15 protein-coding genes are annotated in these 20,946 nt (G+C 68.4%); 7 read left to right on the forward strand and 8 right to left on the reverse strand.

All coding sequences use genetic code 11. The annotated features are described in order from the left end of the window. Positions 1–4 precede the first annotated feature (4 nt). A complete protein-coding gene (locus HUA74_RS23840) occupies positions 5–781 on the reverse strand; it encodes a hypothetical protein (protein WP_174456384.1) in 777 nt (258 codons plus the stop codon). Positions 782–916: 135 nt separating this feature from the next. Here HUA74_RS23840 and HUA74_RS23845 point away from each other — a divergent pair, with 135 nt between their 5' ends. The 3 genes from HUA74_RS23845 (at position 917) to HUA74_RS23855 (ending at position 5,219) form a co-directional block, all read left to right on the forward strand. Next, positions 917–3,433: a cellulose binding domain-containing protein gene (locus HUA74_RS23845; RefSeq protein WP_174456385.1), complete on the forward strand. Its 2,517-nt coding sequence runs from the start codon at positions 917–919 to the stop codon at positions 3,431–3,433. A 77-nt stretch (positions 3,434–3,510) separates the two neighbouring features. After that, positions 3,511–4,083: a nuclear transport factor 2 family protein gene (locus HUA74_RS23850; protein WP_254625211.1), complete on the forward strand. Its 573-nt coding sequence runs from the start codon at positions 3,511–3,513 to the stop codon at positions 4,081–4,083. A gap of 14 nt (positions 4,084–4,097) precedes the next feature. Continuing rightward, a complete protein-coding gene (locus HUA74_RS23855) occupies positions 4,098–5,219 on the forward strand; it encodes a serine hydrolase (RefSeq protein ID WP_174456386.1) in 1,122 nt (373 codons plus the stop codon). 10 nt (positions 5,220–5,229) lie between these two features. On the opposite strand, the gene HUA74_RS23860 is transcribed toward HUA74_RS23855, so the two are convergent. Further along, positions 5,230–5,697, reverse strand: coding sequence for an Lrp/AsnC family transcriptional regulator (locus HUA74_RS23860; protein ID WP_174456387.1), 468 nt, complete (start codon positions 5,695–5,697; stop codon positions 5,230–5,232). Positions 5,698–5,761: 64 nt separating this feature from the next. On the opposite strand from HUA74_RS23860, the gene HUA74_RS23865 reads away from it, so the two are divergent. Continuing rightward, entirely contained in the window at positions 5,762–7,891 is a 2,130-nt protein-coding gene (locus HUA74_RS23865; RefSeq protein ID WP_174456388.1) for a M3 family metallopeptidase, read from the forward strand. Here HUA74_RS23865 and HUA74_RS23870 read toward each other — a convergent pair. Next, on the reverse strand, positions 7,879–8,511 hold the full coding sequence (locus HUA74_RS23870) for a TetR/AcrR family transcriptional regulator (protein ID WP_174456389.1): 633 nt from the start codon (positions 8,509–8,511) through the stop codon (positions 7,879–7,881). The genes HUA74_RS23865 and HUA74_RS23870 overlap by 13 nt on opposite strands. Before the next feature lie 99 nt (positions 8,512–8,610). On the opposite strand from HUA74_RS23870, the gene HUA74_RS23875 reads away from it, so the two are divergent. Further along, entirely contained in the window at positions 8,611–9,198 is a 588-nt protein-coding gene (locus HUA74_RS23875) for an NADPH-dependent FMN reductase (protein ID WP_174456390.1), read from the forward strand. A gap of 7 nt (positions 9,199–9,205) precedes the next feature. Here the strand turns inward: HUA74_RS23875 and HUA74_RS23880 are convergent, their stop codons facing one another. The 3 genes from HUA74_RS23880 to HUA74_RS23885 all read right to left on the reverse strand — a co-directional run bounded on the left by HUA74_RS23880 (position 9,206) and on the right by HUA74_RS23885 (position 17,445). Next, a complete protein-coding gene (locus HUA74_RS23880) occupies positions 9,206–10,117 on the reverse strand; it encodes a LysR family transcriptional regulator (RefSeq protein ID WP_174456391.1) in 912 nt (303 codons plus the stop codon). Positions 10,118–10,216: 99 nt separating this feature from the next. Then, on the reverse strand, positions 10,217–12,073 hold the full coding sequence (locus HUA74_RS45835; protein ID WP_254625212.1) for an OmpA family protein: 1,857 nt from the start codon (positions 12,071–12,073) through the stop codon (positions 10,217–10,219). A gap of 47 nt (positions 12,074–12,120) precedes the next feature. Next, positions 12,121–17,445 carry an HYR domain-containing protein gene (locus tag HUA74_RS23885; RefSeq protein WP_254625213.1) on the reverse strand — a complete coding sequence of 1,775 codons (5,325 nt, stop codon included), beginning with the start codon at positions 17,443–17,445 and terminating at the stop codon, positions 12,121–12,123. A 293-nt stretch (positions 17,446–17,738) separates the two neighbouring features. Here HUA74_RS23885 and HUA74_RS23890 point away from each other — a divergent pair, with 293 nt between their 5' ends. Together HUA74_RS23890 and HUA74_RS23895 are read left to right on the forward strand one after the other, a co-directional pair. Further along, positions 17,739–18,131: a RidA family protein gene (locus tag HUA74_RS23890; RefSeq protein WP_174456392.1), complete on the forward strand. Its 393-nt coding sequence runs from the start codon at positions 17,739–17,741 to the stop codon at positions 18,129–18,131. Between the two features lie 176 nt (positions 18,132–18,307). Next, a complete protein-coding gene (locus HUA74_RS23895; protein ID WP_371817301.1) occupies positions 18,308–19,051 on the forward strand; it encodes an NIPSNAP family protein in 744 nt (247 codons plus the stop codon). A 35-nt stretch (positions 19,052–19,086) separates the two neighbouring features. Here the strand turns inward: HUA74_RS23895 and HUA74_RS23900 are convergent, their stop codons facing one another. Both HUA74_RS23900 and HUA74_RS23905 read right to left on the reverse strand, forming a co-directional pair. Further along, a complete protein-coding gene (locus tag HUA74_RS23900) occupies positions 19,087–19,935 on the reverse strand; it encodes a hypothetical protein (RefSeq protein WP_174456394.1) in 849 nt (282 codons plus the stop codon). Between the two features lie 194 nt (positions 19,936–20,129). Further along, the gene (locus HUA74_RS23905) at positions 20,130–20,942 is read right to left on the reverse strand and encodes a DUF4347 domain-containing protein (protein WP_174456395.1); all 813 of its coding nucleotides are present in this window, start codon (positions 20,940–20,942) and stop codon (positions 20,130–20,132) included. Positions 20,943–20,946 lie beyond the last annotated feature (4 nt).

Below are 20,946 nucleotides of genomic sequence, written 5' to 3' on the forward strand. Positions count from 1 at the left end.
GTCGCTAATCCGACCAGGTCATCACCTCGATGTAGCGGACGGAGTCTCGCGTGTTGTTGACGGACGCCACCACGTAGCCGCCGATGTCCCCGGGGCCCGTGCGGCCGTACGAGTCATGCCACGACGCGACGTAGTAGCGGGCCCCGGAGCCCGCGTGCGCGCTCAGCCAGGCGAGCGCGCCGTTGACCTCGGCCGCGCTCGGCGCCTGGCCGAAAATCGTCGAGCCGAGCCTCGCGCTCAGCTCCGCGTACGTGACGGGCGCGAAGGTGGACGACTGCGGACCGAAGTAGCCGTAGTAGGTCCACTGGAGCGTGGTCTGGTTCGCCACACCTTCGCCCTCGGGGATTCCACCCTCCTGAATCCACGCGTTGCTCGCCAGCCGGCCGCTCGCGCCGAAAATCTGCGCGGGCGTCTGGGCAGGCGAAGCCACGTCCAGCGGTGACGTGGTCGCCGCCCCGTCATTCAGCTCGTGATAGCGGAACAGGTAGTCCCGGGCCGAGGTGTCGATGCCCGTGAGGAACGTGGGGCTGGCGACCTTGCCCGCGAGATAGGCGTACTCGGCGGCGTCCGTCTGCCCGTCGTCGGAGCTGAGGAACGACTCCAGCGCGGTCTTCACTTCCGAGCGAATCACCGTCGTCCCACCCGTGCTTCCACTCGCACGGGCCGCCGTCATCCGAGACTCGAACAAGGGGATGGAATAGGTGCTGCCCCACGCGAAGGCGGAGGGAGCGGCGACGGCGGACAACACACAGAGCGCGGCACGCAGCGAGGAGGGCTTCATGGGTGTAGGACCTTTCTGGCCGTCCGGACGCCGGACGGGCTAGAGCTGTTATCCGAGCATATCTGACTAGTCTTGGATAAATCCGTATCAGTGGTGCAACACCTGCCACGCGGACACCCAAGACTGGAGTTGTTCATGCTCACTCGAAGAACCGGCTTGCTCCGGTTGGTGTTGTTGACGTTTTCCTCTGTGGCGGTCCTGGGCTCGACGCCGACCTGGGCGCAGACAGTGCTTGACCTGTCGCCGGCGAATCGCAGGGCGCCCATCTCCGGGCTGCCGGACTGGTCCAAGGCGGGCTACCGGGGCGGGCAGAACCTCCCGGGTGAAGGGGACATCAATCCGGACGCCACGTGCCGGGTGACTCCGGCGGAGCTGGCGACGACCTACGGCGTGCTCCCCAACGATGGCGTGGACGACACCACGGGTCTGCAGGCCGCCATCGACCACCTGCGCACGGCGTGCACCCCCAGCGCCTCGTACACGAAGCTCTCCCTGCTCTCACTTCCCGCGGGCCAGCTCGACGTGTCCCGACAGTTGGGCGTGGACGCCAGCTACCTCATCATCCGTGGCGCGGGCTCCTCGCCGGTGACGGGCACGAAGCTGGTGTTCCGCCCCGATGTGAACACCCGCTACGACACCCTGACGTCGGACGGTGGCGACTGGGACGAGGACGGCATGACGCACGGGGAGGGCAAGGGCGGCTGGCTGTGGCCAGGACGAGGCCTGTTCCGCGTGCAGTCGCGCGGCGTCCACACCTCGTACAACGAGGACGAGAACGACGACTACCAGACGGCGCCTCCCAACCGGGCGGACATCTTCGAGGGCACCGTGAATGTCCACTGGAAGGTCGGCGTGAAGCTCCGCGTGAAGCCGGGTGACACCGGCTTCGCCGCGCGCGCGGGCGACACCGTGGTGTACCTGGCGGCGAACTCCGCCGCGCTGGCCGTGGGCAGGCTCGTCAACATCCGCGCCGCCAACTCACGGGCCTTCTACGCCGAGCAGCAGGCGCTGCCCACCCAGCACGCGCTGTCCAACCTGCACATGCGTCAGCAGCTCTTCCGCATCGCCGCCGTCGACACGGGCAACAAGACGCTCACCCTGGACAAGCCGCTCGAATACGACGTCCCGGTGACGTCGACCTCGGACGGGTCCACCGCCATCGACGGCTCGGTGTACGACTCCAAGGCGGCCCCGCTCGTCGACCCCATCGTCGGCGTGGGCATCGAGAACCTGTACTTCACGCAGGAGGTGCCGGGAGTGAGCGCCTCGGCCGCGCTCCACAACTACGGCAACCTGGCGCCCGCGTACGAGATGCACGGCATCGTCTTCAAGTGGGTCGCGGACTCGTGGGTGAGGGGCATCCGCGCGGAGATGACGGGCTCGCATCCCATCGTCACGGAGGAGGCGAAGAACCTCCAGATTGTCGACAACGTGCTCGACGGCGCATGGAACAAGGGCAAGGGCGGCAACGGCTACTTCCGAGGCTCCCGCGTCTGGGACTCGCTGTACGCCGGCAACACGTCCCGCAACCTGCGGCACTTCACCTTCCAGTGGTCCGCGTCCGGCAACGTCGTCATCGGCAATGACTTCGACTCCGACCTCAACCTGCACGGCGGCTGGGAGCGACGAAACCTCTTCGAGCGCAACATCAGCACGGTTCCGTACGCGCACCGCTCCGGCAACTGCAGCTCCCACTGCGGAGAGGAAGGGGGCGGCGGCCCGGATGACTCCAACTGGTATCCCATCTGGTGGGGCGCCGGGAAGAAGGCCGTGAAGTGGTCCGGCGCCACGGGGCCGCAGAACGTCTTCTTCAACAACGTCCTGCGCAAGCAGGTGGGCACCGACACGTCCCCCTACGCCGACTTCTATTCGGAGCCCTCGCGCATCTACCAGTTCGGCTGGTCGGGCGCGGCGTACAAGCACCTGGACATCAACGGGACACCCATCGCCGACTGGGCACACGCGGAGACGCTCGACTACTCCGGTGGCCATGGCGTGGACACCACGCGGACGGACACCGCGCCCTCGCTGTTCCTCATCAGCGTCGGTGCGCCGCCGCCTCCGGACACCACCCCTCCGAGCGCGCCTTCCAACCTCCGCGTGACGGCGGTGACCTCCACGAGCGTCACCCTGGCCTGGGACGCGGCGACCGACGACCGGGGCGTCTCCGGCTACTCCGTCTGGCTCGGCGGCAACGTGGCCGCCACCACGACGGGCCTGGGCGTGACGTTGCTGGGGTTGAGCCCGGCCACGGCGTACACCTTCACCGCCACCGCGAGGGATGCAGCGGGCAACGTGTCGGCGCCGAGCGCCCCGGTCATCGCGACCACGGCTCCGCCCGCGCCCTCCGGGCTCGTCGCCCACTTCGCCGTGAGCTCTTCCTGGGCCAATGGCTACACGGGCCGCTACACGGTGGAGAACCTGGGCACGGTGAACGTCACCGGGTGGCAGTTGGAGTTCGACCTGCCGGCCGGGACGATTGCGCAGAGCCCGTTCTCCTCCACGATGACGCGCAACGGGGACCACTACACGTTCCTTCCCGTCAGCCACAACACCACCATCAAGGCGGGCGCGAGCAAGGAGTTCGGCTTCACGACCATCGGACTCGGACAGCCCTTCAACTGCACGCTGAACGGCAACCCCTGCGAGTGAGGCGGGCGCGTCGCTGACGCGTGGACAGGGATGGCCCGGTGCTCGTTCAGGCCGGGCCGTTCCTGCTTCATGAGGCCATGCGGCGGAATAATCGCGAAGTGCCCGGGTTGCTGGCCGGCCGCGCGAACACACCCCGCCACCTCGCCTCGGAGTCCTTCGTGAAGCTGTCGCTCCTGCTGCTCACCTGCCTTGTGTCCCTGCCCGCCTTCGCGGAGGAGAAGCCCAAGGACACCGCCGTCGCCCGGCAACAAATCACCGCCGTGGTCGACGACTTCCGCGAGGCCATCATCCAGAAGGACCGGAAGAAGTTCCTCGGCTTGTTCCTGCGCGAGGACGCCACGTGGCAGTCCGTCGATGGAGAGGAGTTCCTGAAGCGCCGCCTCCAGAAGAACCCCAAGGCGACCCGGCTCAAGCTCGATGCACGGCAGAACCCGACGACGTTCATCGATGAAATCGTGGCGGACGCGGAGCGTAGCGAGGAGAAGTTCACCAACGTCCGCATCGACACGGACGGAACCATCGCCTCGGTCTCCTTCGAGTTCACCTTCCATCTGGGCGAGCGCGTCATCAATCGCGGCCAGGAGAGCTGGCACCTGGTGAATACGGGCGCCGGCTGGAAGATTGCCTCCGTCATCTGGTCCAACAACTAAGGCCCACGCCCGACATGTCCTCCCACGCCCCGCTCCTCTCGCTTCTCGCCGTCGTGTGCTTCGCCTCCCAGGCGCCAGGCGCCCCCCAGGCCTCCGTCTCCGCGAAGCTGGACGCCCACCTCCAGTCCTATGTCGACAAGGAGGGCTTCCGCGGCGCGGTGCTCGTCGCGAAGGACGGGAAGGTGCTTCATCGCGCCGCCTACGGCCTGGCGGACGAGAAGGGCCGGCGCGCAAACCAGGTCGACTCCCAGTTCCTGATTGGCTCGCTGACCAAGTCCTTCACCGCCGTGACGGTCATGCAGTTGGTGGACGCGGGCACGCTGGACCTGAACGTCCCCATCTCCCGCTATCTGCCGAAGCTCCGCGCGGACCTGGGCAAGAGCCTGACGCTCCACCTGCTGCTCAAGCACCAGTCCGGCCTGCCCACGCATCTGGACTCGCTGGTGGAGCGTGAATCAGAGACCGATGTCTCCTCGGCGGAAATCCTGCGGCTCATCAACACCGCGCGCGTCTCGTTCAAGCCCGGAGCGAAACACGAGTACTCCAACCTGAACTACCACCTCGCGGCCCTCATCATCGAAGCCGTCACCGGCAAGCGCTACGCGGAGGTGCTCCAGGAGAAGACGTTCGGGCCGCTTGCGATGACGGACTCGGGCATCGAGCGGAGCACGAACGTTCCGCCCAAGCGGGCCTTCGGCTACGCGAAGGAGCTGCTGGGCGTTTCGCGCGACGAGAACAACGTCTCCTATGCCCTGGGCTCCGGCGACATCTACTCGACGGTGGATGACCTGTACGCCTGGGACCAGGCGCTCTTCGGTTCGGGGCTGGTGTCCGCTCCGAGCAAGAAGCGGCTCTTCACGGGAGAGAGTCGCGCGCTCGGCTACTACGGCTATGGCTTCCGGATTCAGCAGTACCAGCGGAGCCCCGGCAGCAAGGAGCGTGGCGTGCTGGTGCGGCACGGCGGCTCCATGGATGGGTTCCTCTCCAACCTCCACCACTACACCGAGGACCAGCTGACGGTGATTGTCCTCGGCAACGTGCGGCCGTTTCCCATCCGGGAGCTGACCTTCGAGCTGAAGGAGATTGCCCTGGGACTGGAGCCCCGAAGCCGCTCGCGCGCGGAGCTGGACGAGTAATCCCGCCCTGTCAGGCGCCCTTGTCGACGGGCACGCCCAGTCGCGTGAAGGAGAACACCAGCGACGTCTCGATGCGGCTCACCTCGGGACGGTTGGTGAAGGACTGGATGGTCAGCACCCGCAGGTGCTCGGTGTCGCGACACACCACGTGCACCAGGAAGTCCGTCGTCCCGCCCAGGCAATAGACAGCCACCGTTTCCGGCAACGAGCGCAGGTGGTCACCGATGTTGCCGAAGGCCTCGTCCACGTGCTGGCGCAACTGCACGGCGATCAGCGCCTGAAGACCCAATCCCATGGAGCGCACGTTGAGCTCCGCGCGGTAGCCCTGGATGATGCCTTCCGTCTCCAGCCGCTTCACGCGCGCGAGGCAGGAAGAGGGCGCGAGCCCCACCTGCGCGGCGAGCGCCTTGTTGGACAGCCGTGCATTGTTCTGGAGGGCCTCCAGAATCGTGCGATCAATTCGGTCGAGGGGGGTCATCTGGGGTTCCTGGACGAATTTCATTCGATGGATGCGACCCGAAGCTGCCTCTTATTCTGTGTCAATGACACGATACCGAATCGGAGCACTCGTTGTCCTGCTGGCGGGCGCGGCCGTCGCCGCTCCTGAAACCCCTCCCGGCAAGGGCGCCACCCTGCTCGCGCCCTGGTCCGGCCCTCACGGCGGAGCGCCTCCGTTCGACCGGGTGAAGCTGGAGGAGTTCCGTCCCGCGCTCGAGGAAGCGATGGAGCAGGAGCGGCGTGAAGTGGCCCGCGTCGCGGACTCGACCGAGCCGCCCACGTTCGAGAACACCATCGCCGCGCTGGAGGACACGGGCCGGGGATTCACTCGCGTCTTCGAGGTCTACAACGCGTGGTCCTCGTTCGTGAACACACCCGAGTATCAGGTCATCGAGCGAGAGATGGCGCCCCGGCTGGCCGCGTTCTGGGACGAGAGCACCCAGAACCGTCGCCTCTTCCGGCGCATCAAGGCCGTCCACGACTCAGCCGCGAAGGCGAAGCTGACGCCCGAGCAGCGGCGGCTCGTCGCGCACTACCACGACGTCTACGTCCGCTCCGGCGCGAACCTGGGCGCGGCGGCCGGCAAGCGCTTCACCGCGCTCAACCAGCAGCTCGCCACGCTCTACACGACGTTCAACCAGAACGTGCTCGCCGACGAGAAGCGCTTCACCCTCCTGGAAACGGAAGCCGACCTGGCGGGCCTGCCGGAGCCGCTGCGCAAGGCCGCCGCCACGGAGGCGGAGGCGCGCGGGAAGAAGGGCCAGTGGGCCGTGGCCAACACGCGCTCGGCGGTGGCGGACTTCCTCACCTATTCGGACCGCCGCGAGCTGCGCGAGAAGGTGTGGCGCAACTACGACAGCCGGGGGGACCACGGAGATTCCCACGACAACAACGGCGTCATCACCCAGATACTCGCCGCGCGCGCCGAGCAGGCGAAGCTCCTGGGCTTCCCCACCCACGCCCACCGGCAGCTCGCGACGTCCATGGTCAAGACGCCCGAGCGCGCGATGCGACTGCTGGAGCAGATGTGGACGCCCGCCGTCGCCCGCGTGCGCGAGGAAGTCGCGGCGATGCAGGAGATTGCCCGGCGCGACGGACAGCCGGAGACCATCGCCCCCTGGGACTACCGCTACTACGCGGAGAAGGTGCGCAAGGCGAAGTACGACCTCGACGACACCGAGGTGAAGCCGTACCTGCGACTCGACTCCCTGCGGGACGGCATGTTCTGGGCCGCCGGCGAGCTGTTCGGCTACACCTTCACTCCCGCGCCGGACGTGCCCGTCTACCACCCGGACGTGAGCGTCTTCGCGGTGAAGGAGCGCACGAGCGGCAAGCCCCTGGGGCTGTTGTACTTCGACCCCTACGCGAGGCCGGGCAAGTACAACGGCGGGCAGACCGAGACGTACCGCGTGCAGGAGCGCTTCCGGAGCGAGGTGACGGGCCTGGTGGCCATCAGCATGCCCTTCGTGAAGCCGGGGCCCGGAGGAGTCGCGCTGCTGGGCTGGCGCGACGCGCTGACGCTCTTCCACGAGTTCGGCCACGCGCTGCACTCCCTGAGCGCGAGCGTGACGTACCCGACGCTCGGAGGTGGCCGCGTGGTGCGCGACTTCGGGGAGTTTCCCGCCGAGCTGTTCGAGCACTGGCTGTCCACTCCGGAGGTGCTCAGCCGGTTCGCCGTGCACCACGTGACGGGCAAGCCGATGCCCGCGGACCTGGTGGCCCGCATCCAGAAGGCCGCGACGTTCAATCAGGGCTTCTACACGGTGGACTACCTGACCTCCGCGCTCGTCGAGATGAAGCTGCACCTCGCGGGTGCCCGCCGCATCAACCCCGACACGTTCGAGCGCGACGTGCTCCGCCAGATTGGCGCGCCGGAAGAGGTCGGCATGCGCAGCCGGCTGCCCCACTTCGGGCATGTCTTCGCCAGCAACGGGTACGCGGCCGGCTACTACATGTACCTGTGGGCGGAAATGCTGTCGGCGGATGCCTTCGAGGCGTTCACCGAGGCTGGCGGTGCCTATGACCCGAAGGTGGCCGCGAGGCTTCGCGAGCACATCCTGTCCGTGGGCAACACCGTGGACCCGTTCGAGGGCTACCGGGCCTTCCGGGGGCGGGAGGCGAGCCTGGACGCCTTGATGCGGGAGCGAGGCTTCCCCGCGCCTCAGCGGCCGTAGCCATACAGGAAGACCCGGACACCGGACGCCACGTGCTCGGCGCGCTCCTTCCTGGTGAGCGCGAGCCCTCCGTCATGGGGGCCTGGGACGGAGACCAGGCGGGTGAAGTGGAGGGCCGCGCGCTCCGGGTCCTCGACTCGCAACAGCCGCTCGTCCGCCAACCGTCGCAGGTGGCGGGCGAGCTCCCGGCGGACCTGGAGCGGCCCGGCCTCGCGCCACGCCTTGATTGCGGGCGCGGGGATATGGCCCGCCTCCGCGTTGACCTGTCGCACCAGGGCGAAGTGTTCGGCGGAGTCGGGCATCGGCGTCCCCCAGGCCAGGGCGAGCTCGATGAGGTCCGTTTCCAGGTTCGTGACTTTTCGCAGGTGCCTGTCCAAAAGGGCCGTCTGCGCCTCGGCGACCCGTGACGCGCTCTCCTGGATGACGGCCTGGAACAGCCGCGCTTTGTCCTGGAAGTGGTTGTAGAGCGTGCGCGTGGACACACCCGCCTCGTCGGCAATCATGTCGATGCTGGCGCGGGTGTAGCCGTCCCGAGCGAAGACCGTCAGCGCCCCCATCAGGAGGGCCTGACGCTTGTCCCCCTGCCCTCCACGCGGCTTCGTCCGGTCTGCTCGGGGCATTTTCGTTCCTTTTGCACAGGTACAACCATCGTTTTACTCAGTACAACGTTCGTTGTACCCTGGCGCTCGTTCTCGCGCACGCATCAAGGGAGGCTGAAGTTGACCCGGCTCGGCATCGTCATTGGAAGCACCCGCCCCGGACGCAGGGCGGAGGTCGTCGCCCGCTGGGTCCATGCCGCCGGACAACGGCATGCCGCCGTCGTGGCGGGGGACGCGACCCTGGAGGTCATCGACCTGGCGGACCACGACCTGCCGCTGCTGGATGAGCCCGTCCCCGCCATTCGCGGGGATTACCGCCACGCGCACACGCGGAAGTGGGCCGCCACGGTGGGCGCGTTCGACGGCTTCGTGTTCGTCACGCCGGAGTACAACCACTCATTCCCCGCCGCGCTGAAGAACGCCATCGACTTCCTCTATGCCGAGTGGAACGACAAGGCCGCGGGGTTCGTGAGCTACGGGGGACTCGGAGGCGTCCGCGCGGTGGAGCATCTGCGCACGACGCTGGCCGAGGTGAAGGTCGCCACCGTGCGCGCGCAGGTGTCGTTGTCGAAGTACACCGACGTCGCGCTTTTCACCGACCCGGGCAACTGGTCGCCCGCGCCCGCCCAGGAGGCCGCGCTGCACACGCTGCTGGACGAAGTGCTCGCATGGTCCCGGGCCTTGAAGACCTTGCGCGCGCCGGGCTGAAGCAGACCTATTCGACGGCGAGCGCCACCGAGGAAGCGTTGGCGAACACCCGCGTGAGCCAGTCGATGAAGACGCGCACCCGGGGCGACAGCTGGCGGCTCCGCGGATAGAGCAACGAGACGGGCGTGGGCGACGGGGGATGTTCAGGCAGCAGCTCCACGAGCGTCCCCGCGAGCAGCTCGCTCTCCACGTGGTAGCGCGGCAGTTGAATCAACCCGAGCCCGAGCTTCGCCGCCGACGCGTAGGTCTCCGCCCCCGTGACGGTGACAGTCGCTGGGAGGGTGACGTTTCTCGGCGCGCCGTCGACCCTGAACTCCAGGGGAATCATCGACCCCGTGGCCGACGAGATGAAGCCCACCGCCACGTGGCCCTCGAGTTCCTCCAGCCGGGTGGGTGTCCCGTGGCGGGCCAGATAGGCGGGGCTCGCGCAGGTGACCTCCTTGAGCAGCGCCACGCGCCGCCCCACCATGGCGCTGTCCTGGAGGTCGCCCACGCGCAGGACGCAGTCGATGCCTTCCCGCACCAGGTCGACCAGCCGGTCTCCTTCGCCAAGGTGGAGCTTCAGGTCCGGGTATTCAGCCAGGAATGAGGGCAGCGCCGGCAGGACGAAGTGCCGCGCCAGGGTGCCGTGGACGTCGACGCGGAGCTGTCCCTTCGGCTTTGCGCCGCTGAAGGCGGAGTCGGCATCCTCCACCTCGCCCAGGATGGCGACACAGCGCCGGTAGTAGGCCTCGCCATCCAGCGTGGGCCGGACATGGCGTGTCGTGCGCTGGAGCAGTCGCACGCCCAACCGGGCCTCCAGTTGCTTGATGGATTGCGTGGCCGTCGAGCGCGGAAGCTCCAGGTCCTGAGCAGCCACCGTGAAGCTGCGGCGCTCCACGATGCGCGTGAACAGCCGCATGACGTCCAACCGGTCCATCCCCGCCTCCTCACGGTCCGCTGGGGCCGAGCAGTGCCTGGCCTGCTCGGCCTCAACGGGCCGCGGGGCACGTGGCCCCGCGACTCCGAGCACACAGACTCACCGCTTGATGACGAACTCCACGCGGCGGTTCTCGCTGCGTCCTTCCAGCGTGTCGTTCGTCGCGATGGGCTGGGTCGGACCGTAACCCCGGGCCTCCAGTCGCGAGCCGTCGACACCTCGGCGGATGAGGTAGGCGCGCACGGCCTCCGCGCGGTCCTGACTCAAGGTGCGGTTGAGGTCCTCGGGACCGGTGTTGTCCGTGTGCCCCTCGATGCGCACCGCGACTTTGGGCCGCGCCTTCAGTTGCTCGGCAATCTCGTCGAGCACCTTCGCGCCCTCACCCTGAATCTCGGACGTCCCCACCGGGAAGGTGACGCGACGGTCCGCCAGCGAGAGCCGCTCCTCCGTCGGCGCCTTCGCCGCCTCGGGGCAACCCTCGTTCTCCACGGTGCCCTTCTCCTTCGGGCACTTGTCGGAGTCGTCCGGCACGCCGTCCCCATCCGTGTCCTTCGGGGCGGGGCAGCCTTCGTTCTCCACGGTGCCCTTCTCACTCGGGCACTTGTCGGAGTCATCCGGCACGCCGTCACCGTCCGAGTCCTTCGCCGGTACCGGCGCGGGGCAACCCTGGTTCTCCGCGGTGCCCTTCTCCTCCGGGCACTTGTCGGACTCATCCGGCACGCCATCGCCATCCGTGTCCTTCGCGGGCGCGGGGCAGCCCTGGTTCTCCACGGTGCCCTTCTCGTTCGGGCACTTGTCCTCGGAATCCGGCACGCCATCGCCGTCCGAGTCAGGGCAGCCGCTCGTCTCCGCGCTCCCAGCCTCGTTCGGGCACTTGTCCAGCCGGTCGACGACGCCATCGCCATCCGAGTCGCGGTCGGGGCAACCCGCGTTGTCGGGCGACCCCGCCTCCAGCGGGCAACGGTCCGACTTGTTGGGCACGGAGTCACCGTCATCATCGGAGTCGGGGCACTGCTCGGGCGTGTGCTTGCGTCCGCCCTTGCAGACATCCTCGCGAGCCGCCGGGTTGTGCGCCCACGCGATTCCCGCGCCCACGCGCCACGAGGGCGTCCCTGGGATATCCGTGAAGCCATGCCCGGCGAGCGCGTTCAGCTCGAAGCCCATGCCAATGGGCAACCGCACGCCTCCGAGCAGCTCCACCGCCACGTCCGGATGCACCAGCGACTCCGCCACCTGCAGGGCGATTTCGCCGCGCAGGCCGTCACCCCGGGTCGCCACCACCACGGACTGCTCCAGCTCCGTGCCCACGTCGCGGCCCGGCTCCACCTCCGTGGACCTCACCCGCGCGCCCACGCTCGCGCCGAGCGCGAACATGCCCACCTCGCGCCCCAGGGAGACCCGGGGCGAGAACTGGAGGCCCGCCCAGTGCTCCTGACGTCCGAAGGCGCTCGCCCGTCCCCCCGGGAGCCCCACGTCGAGCCCCACCGCCAGGGACAACGGCGCACCTTCCTCGCGCCGCAGCAACGAATAGCGCGCCCCCACCTCGGGCGTGCCGAGCCCCGAGGACGAGGGCTCCGCGACACCCGCCAGCCTGTTCGCCCCATGCCCGCCCTGCGAGATGATGACGGGCAATCTGGCGGAGACCTCCAACCGGTCCACCGGAGACCACGCGCCCATGAGCCAGGCCGAGGTCCTGTAATGGATGATGGAGTGCTCGCTCCCGTCACTGCCCTCCAACACGAGGATGCCGCGCTCGTAGTTGGCGAGGAGGCTGAGCCGAAAGCCTCCCTCGGAGAGCACCCGGCCCGTGTCCACCATCAACGAGTCCGTGGCGGCGGCGCTCAGACGCAAGCGCTCCGCATCGAACGCGACCAGGGGGCTGGAGAGTGCCTGCGCCGAGGCGGTCGTGGCGGCCAGGGCCGCGACGAGCACACCAGTCCGTGCCAATTCACGCAAGGGAAGGTCCTTCAAGCTGAAGAGTCGAATGAGAGGATTCAAGAGGCTCACGGGGCGACTCGCTCCCGGCCGCGACGACGGCCCGCCCAGACGGCGAGGACCGACAACACGACCAGCACCGCGTCTCCACCGCCGCCCGTGGACTGACAGCCACCTCCGGCAATCGAGATCAACCGGGCCTGGACGGAGACCTCGAACGAGCACTGCGCCGAGTTCCCCGCGGCATCCGTGGCCGTGACGGTGACGCGCGTCTGTCCCGAAGAGAAGCGCGAGCCGGACTCCGGCGACGCGGTGACGGTCGCCGGCCCGGAGACGGAGTCCGTCGCCGTGGGCAGCGTGTACGTCACCTGCGCGCCCCCCGGCTCGTCCGAGGCCACCTGGAGGTTTTCCGGGCAGCTCAACGTCGGGGCCGTCGTGTCCCGCACCGTCACCTGGAACGTACACGTGGCCCGGTTGCCCGCCGCATCGTCCGCCGTCACAGTGACCGTCGTCACTCCCAACGGGAAGGTGCTTCCCGACGGCGCTGAGTAGGCCACCACCGGGTCCGCCGCCCCCCCATCCGTCACGGTCGCGGGTTCATAGGTCACCACGGCGCCCGAAGCGTCCTGGGCCTCCACCACCGGGTCCGCGGGACAGGTGAGCACGGGCGAAAGGGTGTCTCGCACCGTCACCAGGAACGTACACGTGGCCCGGTTGCCCGCCGCGTCTTCCGCCGTCACCGTGACCGTCGTGTCCCCCAGCGGCAAGATGCTTCCCGACGGCGGTGAGTACGTCACCAGCGGGGTGCTCCCCACGTCGGAGGCCGTGGCCGGCGGATAGGTCACCGCGGTCCCCGCCTCCGCCACCTGATTCCCAGGACACGTCAGCACGGGCGGAACCATGTCTCGCACCGTCACCAGGAACGTGCACGTGGCCCGGTTGCCCGCCGTGTCTTCCGCCGTCACCGTGACCGTCGTGTCCCCCAGCGGCAAGGTGCTTCCCGACGGAGGCGAGTACGTCACCGTGGGCGAGGCCGTCACCGCGTCGGACGCCGTCGCCGCCGGATAGGTCACCGCGGTCCCCACCTCCGCCACCTGATTCCCAGGACACGTCAGCACGGGCGGAAGGGTGTCTCGCACCGTCACCAGGAACGTGCATGTGGCCCGGTTGCCCGCCGCGTCCTCCGCCGTCGCCGTGACGGTCGTATCCCCCAGCGGCAAGGTGCTTCCCGACGGCGGCGAGTACGTCACCGTGGGCGAGGCCGTCACCGCGTCGGACGCCGTCGCCGCCGGATAGGTCACAGGGGAACCCGAAGGGTCCGCCGCCTCCACCACCATGTTCACGGGGCAGGTGACTGTCGGAGGCGTCGTGTCCCGCACCGTCACCAGGAACGTACACGTGGCCCGGTTGCCCGCCGCGTCCTCCGCCGTCGCCGTGACGGTCGTATCTCCCAGCGGCAAGGTGCTTCCCGACGGCGGCGAGTACGTCACCGTGGGCATGGCCGTCACCGCGTCGGACGCTGTCGCCGCCGGATAGGTCACAGGGGCACCCGAAGGGTCCGTCGCCTCCACCACCATGTTCACCGGACAGGTGACTGTCGGAGGCGTCGTGTCTCGCACCGTCACCAGGAACGTGCATGTGGCCCGGTTGCCCGCCGCGTCCTCCGCCGTCGCCGTGACGGTCGTATCCCCCAACGGCAAGGTGCTTCCCGACGGCGGTGAGTACGTCACCGTGGGCGTGGCCGTCACCGCATCGGACGCCGTCGCCGCCGGATAGGTCACAGGGGCACCCGAAGGGCCCGTCGCCTCCACCACCATGTTCACCGGACAGGTGACTGTCGGAGGCGTCGTGTCCCGCACCGTCACCTGGAACGTACACGACGCCTGATTGCCGGCCGCGTCCTCCGCCGTCGCCGTGACGGTCGTCATCCCCAATGGCAGCGTGCCGCCCGACGGCGGTGAGTACGTCACCGTCGGATTCCCGGTGATGACGTCGGTCGCGATGGCGGGGGGATACGTCACGACAGCGCCCGCCGGGCTCGTCGCCTCCACCTGCTGGTCCGCCGGGCAGGTGATGGTCGGCGGCGTTTCATCCACCACGCCCACCGTCACCGTGGCCACGTTGCTGTCCAGACCGCAGTCCCGGGCCACGAAGGTGAAGCTGTCCGGCCCCACGTAGCCCGGATTCGGCGTGTACGTGACGGCGGGAGGCGTCCCGCTCAGTGTACCGTTCGCCGGAGGCGTGACGATGACGTAGGTCAGCGGCGGCCCCACCTCGGTATCCGTGGCCACCAGGGTCACATTCACCGGGACTCCGTAACTTGTTTCCACCGTCTGGTCCTGCGCCACCGGCGCGATGTTCTCCCGCACCGTCACCAGTCGCCCGCTTCCAATCCCGTTGGCGAAGACGGACAGCGCATAGGTGCCAGGCGGCGCGCTGGCGGGAATGGTCACCGTCGCGCCCGTGGCGGACAGGTCCGTCCCCGGCAGGCTCCAGAGCCGACCTCCCTCCACGCCTTGCAGCCGCGCCAGCGGGAAGTCCGCCGAGGAATCCTTGTAGTCGCCCGAGCTGGCACCGGAGATGCCTCGGAACCGCGCGCCGGTGATTCGGGCGGAGCACGCGCGCGTCACCTCGTCCGGCCCCGTCACCACCGGACGCCATGAGGGCTGCGCCCCCGTGTCTTCGTACAGCTCGGCGCTCGCCAGCCACGCGTTGGCCGCGGACTGACCACCGAGCGCGAGCACCTCGCTCGTGGGCAGCACCACCGCGGCGAAGCGCGCCCTGGGCCCACCGAGGTTCGTCGCGGGCTTCCAGGTGTTCGTCGTGCCGTCGTACAGCTCCGCCGTGGCGCGCACCGCGCCTCCCGGCCCCTGGCCTCCCGCGACGAGCACACGGCCCGACGGCAGCAGCACCGCGGAGTGGAAGGCCCGCGCCTCCGCGAGCGAGCCCGCCGGAGTCCAGGTGTTGGAGACCGGGTCATACAGCTCCGCCGACGCCAGCTCCGCCGCGAGCGTGGTGCCCGCCGACGCCAGCACACGGCCCGAGGACAACACCGTCAGCGTGAAGGACTCGCGTCCCTGCGCGAGGCTCGCCGCTGGAGCCCAGGTGTTGGTGGTCGGGTCATACAGCTCCGCCGTGGCCAACAGCGCCCCCGCGTTCTGACCACCCGCCACGAGGACACGCCCGTCGTTCAGCAACACGGCGGCGTGCCGCGAGCGAGGCGTGGCGGCGGATGCGGCGCCGCTCCAGGTATTGGTCGCCGGGTCATACAACTCCGCCGTCGCCGCTCCCGCGCCGCCCACCACGAACACCCGGCCCAAGCCGAGCACCGTCGCGGTGTGGCCATCGCGGGCCGTCGCCATGTTGCCCGCGGCCGACCAGGCGTTGGCCGTGGCGTCATACTGCTCGGCGGAGGCCAGCGCTCCCGCGCCATTGGCTCCGCCGACGACGAGCACCCGGCCCGATTGCAACAGGCTCATCGTGGCCCGCTCGCGCGCCGTCGCCAGGGAAGCGGCGGGCGACCAGGTGTTGCTCGCGCGCGTGTAGCGCTCCGCCGTCGCCAGCACGCCGCCCGGGCCGCGTCCTCCGGCCACCAGCACCTGCCCCGAGGGCAACAACACGGCCGCCCTGGAACCGCGAGCCGCCGCGAGATTGCCGGCGGGAGCCCAGACATCGCTGGACGCGTCATAGACGTCGCCGTTGGCGAAGAAGGTGAGGCTCGGGTTGGAGGCGTAGCCGCCGTTGACCAGCACCTGCCCCGTGGGCAGCAGCGTCGCCACCATGTTCTCACGCCCCACCGCCAACGTCCCGGCCGGGCTCCAGGTCCCCGTCGCGGGGTCATACAGCTCCGAGACAGTCTGCGTATTGCGGGCCGCGTCCGCGCCCCCCTGGACGAGCACCTTGCCGCTGGGCAGCAGCGTGGCGGTGTGGCCATTGCGCGGATGGGTGAGAGCTCCCGTGGCGGTCCAGGTGTTGGCCGCCGGGTCATAGAGCTCCGCATGGGTGGTGACCCCTCCGGCCGTGAAGCCGCCCGCGAGCAGCACCCGGCCATCCGGAAGCTGCGTCCCCGTCGCATAGTGCCGGGGGACCAGGGCGGGCGCCGCGAGAGACCAGGTCTCGGAGACGGGGTCATACAGCTCGGATTCAGGGACCTCGCCCGGGATGAGGTTGCTGAAGCCGCTCATCACCAGCACCCGTCCATTCCTCAGCAGCACGGCCAGGTGGGCGCGGTGGATGACCGCCATGGGAGCCGTGGGGGTGAAGGTATTGGTCGCGGCATCATAGAGCTCCGCGGTCGCCAGGTTGGAGCCACCGGCGACGAGCACCTTGCCCGAGTTCAGGACGGTGGCCGTTGGCAGGCTGCGCGAAGCGGCCATCGCGCCCGTGGCGGTCCAGGTGTTCGTCTGGGCATCGTAGATGCGTCCCGTCAGGCTGCCGTCCGTCATCACCAGCGCCCGTCCCGTGGGCAGCATCACGCCCACCGCGATATTGCCCTGGATACCGGGGCCCGCGGCGGACGCCCAGGTCCCGCGCTCCGGGTCGAACCGCTCCGCGGTGGTCACGAAGCCCAGCCTGTTGACCCCGCCGGCCACGAGGACCGTGCCATCCGTCAAGAGCAGCGAGGAGTGCTGCGCCCTCGGGGTCGCCATGCTGGCCGTCGACGACCAGCCCGGGTCCACCACCAGCGGCGCGGTGAGTCCGGCGAGCGCCACTTCGGTGACGAGGCTCACGCGAGGGCCCTCCACCTCGAACACGTTCGCGAGCGATGACGCGCGAACCCCCGACAGGCGCGTGTCACCACGCCGGGACTCGCCCCGCGCATCGCGCACCTCGGACGGGTGGAAGCGCAGGACCGGCTGCCCGTCGGTGTCGAGGAACTCCACGTACTCGCCCACATCCCGCAGGCGCGTCACCGAAGGGGGCAGCGTGACGTGGTACTCCGCGCGGTGGAGGGGCTCGGAGCCATCCACCACCCAGGCCTCCTCCAACCGCGAGGAGCGCCACCCCTGGCTCACCTCGGCGGAATCACCCACCGGGAACCAGAAGTGTCGCGGGCCCGCGAAGGACACCGCTCGCTCGCGAAGCAGGGTACCGGCGTCATCGGCGCCAGCTCCCTGCTCGACGCGGAAGAGCAGGCCCCGCGTCGTCAACTCCAGCGTCCCGCTCGCGGAGAGCCGCGACGTGAGAGCTCGGGAGTCCGCGACGGTGAGGGGGACCTCCGAGGAGGAGAAGACCTTCGACGGCGCCTCCTCCGTGGTCAGCTCCGGAAAGTAGGCCCGAGCCAGAGCGAGCGCTTCCGCTGAAGCCGGCAGGTCCTGCTTCTGCTCGCATGCGGCGACCAGGGCACAACCAACCACCACGACCAGGTATCGCGAGACGCGTCTCGACTGCATCTGTCACCCTCCACACCCATGCGTGTGGCACGGGCTGACGCGCGAGGGCCGCCACGGCTGGCGAGCGTGCGCGCGTTGCCTCCGGCTGTATCACGCTTTCACCCCACCGGGTCCTCACCGACGCCTCGAAAAAAGGACGCCAGGGGTCTGGGACACAGGCGGCACAAGTGACGCGTTGTTCAACAGGAGCGTCGCTTTCCCGCGAGGGGAAACACACGCCCGAGGCGGAGGCTGGTCATCCTCCCGAGCAGGATGGCAGGCTGCGGGCCCCGTTGGGCCTCCTGGAGGGACACATGACCGCGACGAAGCACGAGCCCGTCACCGCGCCTGGACTGCCGAAGCCCGTGGGTCCCTACTCCCCGGGCATGCGGCTGGAGTCGCTGCTCTTCGTCTCCGGACAGGCCGCGACGGACCCAGCCACCGGGAAGCAGGCCGAGGGAATCGAGGCGCAGACGGAGCAGGTCCTCCGCAACCTGGAGCGCATCCTGCTGGCGGGTGGCTCCAGCCTCCAGCACGTCCTGCGCTGCGGCGTGTTCCTCGTCGACATGAAGGACTTCTCCCGGATGAACGCTGTCTACGAGCGCGTGTTCGCCGGGCACCGCCCCGCCCGCACCACCGTGCAAGCGGCCGCGCTCCCAGAGGCCGGGCTGCTCGTGGAGATCGACTGCATCGCCTACGTGCCTTGAGACGACGGGGGTTGTCACGGTCCGAATCAGGACCGGAACTGTCCTAGTGGGCTCGTACGGTGCCTCCGATACCCACTACCGGAGGCCCGATGCGACGCCAGCTCTTCACGCTCCTGCTCTTGCTCACGTGGAAGGCGAGTGCGCTCCCACCGACGCCACCGTCAGGAGCCACCGCCGTGAAACCTGCCTCTCGTGATTGCTGTGCCGTGCTGGAGCTGCGGCAGTACACGCTGAACCCGGGACAGCGCGATGTGCTCATCGACCTGTTCGAGCGTGAGTTCGTCGAGAGTCAGGAAGCCCAGGGCGCGCACCTGGTCGGACAGTTCCGGGACTCGGCGCGGCCCGAGCGTTTCGTCTGGCTGCGCGGCTTCCCGGACATGGTGTCTCGCGAGCAGACCTTGAAGCGGTTCTACGGTGGGCCCGTGTGGAAGGCGCACCGGGAGGCGGCCAACGCGACGATGCAGGACTCGAGCAACGTCCTGCTGTTGCGCCCCGTCACCGGAAGTCGGGGGTTCCCCCCGCCGGGTTCCCCCAGACCCGACAAGGGGAACCACCCGACCCCGAACTCCGTCGTCGTCGTCACGATTCTCCATCGTGACGCCCCCGTGGACGCCGCGTTCCTGCGCTTCGTCGAGCAACAGCTCGAGCCTGTCCTGAGTGAAACGGGCGGCGCGCCGCTCACCCTGCTCCAGACGGAGTACGCCCCGAACACCTTCCCGGCCCTCCCCGTGCGCGAGGGCGAACATGTGCTCGTCGCGTTCACTGTGTTCGCGAGTCGGGAGAAATACCGCGCCCATGTCGAACGACTCGCGAACTCACGGCGCTGGAACGACACCGTGCGCCCCGCCCTGCTCAAGCACCTGAAAGCCGCACCCGAGTCACTGGTGCTGGAGCCCACCGCGCGCTCCCTGCTGCGGTAACGGGGCGCCCGAGTTCATCACTTGCGGGTGGGCGACTACGGAGCAGCCGCGACGGAGACAATCCAGGGAGTGCGCATCCCGTGGGGGCCCATGAAAACCTTGGTCAAATTCAACCGGGCCTTTTTCAGGATGACCACCCCCACGATTGCCCTGCCATAGAGCGCCGAGTTACGTCCAGGCTGCCCGATGGCTCCAAAAAACTCGGGCGTTCCCTTCAAGCCACCCATCCAGATGTCGGCGAACACGGCGATGTTGGCATCCTCTATGGCTGCCTTCTGTCCGAAGAGGCGAAACCCAAGCTGGCCAACCCTCACTCCATTCCCCTGTGGGGCCCCCAGTGGAGCAATGTCCATGTTGATAGACGGCATGAAGCTCAGCACCGCGATATTCTGCACCCCCTCGGAATCGTCGACCGCGGAAACATAGGCCACCATTGGCAGCTCCGCCAACATCGTCGCATTCCCTCCAGCCTGAATGAAATTCTCGAGATTACCTTCCTTGGCGGTCTCTTCGTCCGGCCCGGTGCTGCTGGACGGGGTTCTCGTCGAGGTAATCGCGGCATGTAAGCTCAACTGAAGATTGGAGAATACTCGAAAGCTGAGCAGCTTCGCGGCGACACTGAACCCTGACTCGGACACCCCGGTGAAAGACAGATACTCAGCCACTTTCGGCGTATCCTCGCCAAAATAGGCATCGGCGCTCCTGGGATATACCAGCGGCTTCAACCACCCATAGGTCACCGTGGAGTCCGCGTGGCTCTTCGCTTGGGATTCCACGTTGAGTCCTGCCTGCACGGCTTCCTTTCTGGGTGTCGGCGGAGCCGGGGACTGAGCCAAGACCACCGTCGGCGCCAGGCCGAACCACAGGAGCAAGCCAGACCACATCACACATCTCATATATCCCCCTGCGCTCATCGAAATGCAGCGCCCGCCGGATCTCGACGGGCGCGAATTAATCAGCCACGACCGGGACACACTTCTCTCGGACGCGCGAAGCGCCTCACGACAGGCCTCGCCCGACGCGACAATTGCAGACAGAATTTCAGAAGAGAAACACGAGACCTGCGACGACTCGATGCTCAGTGGAGAGGCAGGTGAGCCTTGAGCTCCTCACGACTCGGAGCGTGCGATTCGCCCATCCACCGATAGACCGCGATTCGATTCGATGACTTCGACTTGATGGCGACGACTCGTCTATCCACGCAGAGGGTGCCCTCCAGGTCATCGACAGAGAATCGCTCGTCGACGACGCCAGCGGGCATGTCCTCGAGCCCATCCAGAACGTAACCCGGAGGGAGCAGCTGCATGACGCTCTGGACATTCCCCGCGGCCTTCTTGGTGATGACCCCCAAGCGCCGCACCCCTGCCTCGGATGCACTCATATCCTTGGAGGTCCTCAGGAACTGGCCGGCCACCGCCTCCCGGAACCCCTCGGGGCCAAAGTCCGAGTGAGCAATCGAGGCGAGGCTGCCCCAGACCTTCCGCGTCTTGCCCCCCATTGACAGCTTCGCCTCGAGCCCTTCGAGAACCGCTCGGCCCTCCGCGAGCGTCGCTGTGTCACAGCCCAGCAACCGCACGTGGGCGTCGTCGGTGAGCAGCGCATCCGCCCCCAGCTCCGGAAAGAGGTCCCAGCTCGCCTCGTGCTGGGTCACCACCTCCTGCCCCTGATCTCCCAGCGTCAACGTCCCGGACTTCCCGTGGCCGAAGATGTCCAGTCTCGACACCTGCTGGTTGGACTCGTTGACCACCTCGTTCACGACCCACTCGAGCTGCCTCCGCTCCTGACAACGCGCGAACCTCCGCAACGGGTTGCTGCTTCCGTCCACCCGGAAGACAGCACGCTCGATGTCCCAGTCGAGCCGAGACGCATAGGCAATGATGGTCAGATGCATGACG

Source organism: Myxococcus sp. CA051A (assembly GCF_013336705.1).
In the GTDB taxonomy this organism is placed as follows: Bacteria; Myxococcota; Myxococcia; order Myxococcales; family Myxococcaceae; genus Myxococcus; species Myxococcus llanfairpwllgwyngyllgogerychwyrndrobwllllantysiliogogogochensis.